The sequence below is a fragment of the Actinoplanes sp. NPDC023936 genome (assembly GCF_040639325.1).
Classification (GTDB): domain Bacteria; phylum Actinomycetota; class Actinomycetes; order Mycobacteriales; family Micromonosporaceae; genus Actinoplanes.
Window position 1 is genome coordinate 1 of sequence record NZ_JBEZZR010000093.1, and the last position, 1,776, is coordinate 1,776.

The 1,776-nt window shown below is 66.8% G+C and carries 1 protein-coding gene; it reads right to left on the reverse strand.

Annotation, left to right across the window (positions count from 1 at the left end; translation table 11 throughout):
* Positions 1 to 37: 37 nt before the first annotated feature.
* A complete protein-coding gene (locus tag AB0F72_RS42110; RefSeq protein ID WP_360444947.1) occupies positions 38 to 1,669 on the reverse strand; it encodes an IS1634 family transposase in 1,632 nt (543 codons plus the stop codon).
* Positions 1,670 to 1,776 lie beyond the last annotated feature (107 nt).

Consider the following 1,776-nt stretch of genomic DNA (forward strand, 5'->3'; position numbering starts at 1 on the left):
GCTAGACGTGGACTTCGCACATGGTTGTGGACTGCCGTTATAGCCATCGTGGTCGGGTGGGATCGATGTTGAGTAGGGCGAGGAGTTGGGCTTGGAGCCATCCGGGTTGGGGGATTTTGGGTGGTTGGCGGTGGTGGGCGGGGATGATTCGTAGGTCGTGCAGGGCTTGCAGGATGAGTCGGGCGGTGGGTCTGACGGCGCGGTTGTCGAAGGCGTAGAAGCCGACCATGTCGGTGCGGTTCTGTTCGGCGAGGCGGAGTCGGACTTCGCGTTCGATGAGGCTGAAGATGAGCAGGGCCAGGCAGATCACGGTGATCAGGGCGGTGATCCTGCGGTTGGTCTGCAGGAACATCGGTGCGACGGCGAGGGGTCCTTTGATCGTGGAGTAGCGCTGTTCCACGGTGTTCTGGGCTTTGTAGCGGCGTAGTACCTCGGCGGCGTCGGCCTGGCTGGTCTCGAGGTTGGTCAGCAGGGCGTACCAGCCGTCGGTAGCGGCTTCGGCGTCGATCGCGGCTTGGTCGAAGTGCCAGGCGAAGACGGGTTTGCCGGTGTCCGGGTCTGTGGTGACCGTGGTGCGCAGGTAGGCGCCGACCCGGCGTTTGCGGCTGATCTGAGCGGCTTTCGTGGTGACGGCGGCGATGTCGGGGTGATACCGGGTGCCCGCGGTCCGGGTGAGGGTGTCCAGGTCGGTGCGGGCCTTGCCGAGTTTCAGTTGCCGGGCGGTCTGGGCGGCGTGCTGGTTCGCGCTGGAGTGGACCAGGATCCGGCGGACCTGGTGCACCGGGTCGGTTTTGCGGCGCCCGGCAAGGTCCATGACGTCCTCGGTGACCCGGTAGGCGCACCGCTGGTCGGCGGGTTTGCGCACGTCACGCAGGGCGATGTAGTCCACCGGCGTGGTGGCGGCGGCATCGATGCTCGCGAACAGGCCGGCCGGAACCCGGGCCGCAGCCAACGGAGCTAGGAACTTGACCTGGGCATCGGTCATCGCAGTGAGGTTGCCGTAGGAGATCAGTTTCGAGTCTCCGACCATCAGGAACCCCGGCGCGGCGGCCAGATCCTGCAAAGAGCGCATGGCCTCGACGACCTGGGCGACCTCACCGGCACCGCCGTCATAGACCTGGTGGAACACCGGCACCGCACCGTCGGCGGACACCGCGATCCCGGCCTGGATCTGCTTCAGGTCCGGGCGCCGGTCCTTCGGGTGCCCCCACCCCGGTGCCGGGTAGTCGGGATCGGTCTGCGGGTAAGCGCCGTACAGCGAGATCGAGGTCATGTCCCAGTGCAACCGGGTGACATCGATGCCGAACCTGTCGATCGCGGCCGCACCGACGGTCCCGACGATGGTGTCGACGTGCTCGGCGACCGCGTCCAGGGCCCGGCCCAGCCGGTCGTCACCCAGCGCGGACGCGGCGATCCCGTACACCTCCGGGACCGCCCACGCCCGCGCCCAGTCACAGATCCCGGCCATCGCGGCCGGGTTCGTCAGCCGGTTCGCGATCAGGATCTCGATGACCTGACCATGCGTTGCCAGAGCGACGTCCCGGACCGGGCACAACCGGTCGATGATCCCGGCGATGTCGATCCGCCGGCAGAAATCCGCGATCACCGGCAGCGAGCCGAGACGCTTCTCCAGCACGACACCCTCGACCAGCTCGGCACGAGCACGCACAGCACTACGCCGAGGAGCACCTGCTACACCCATACCCGACCAACACATCGATCTTGATCAGAGTGACGGCCGTTCACTCCAAAGCATGTGCGAAGTACGGGGCTAGA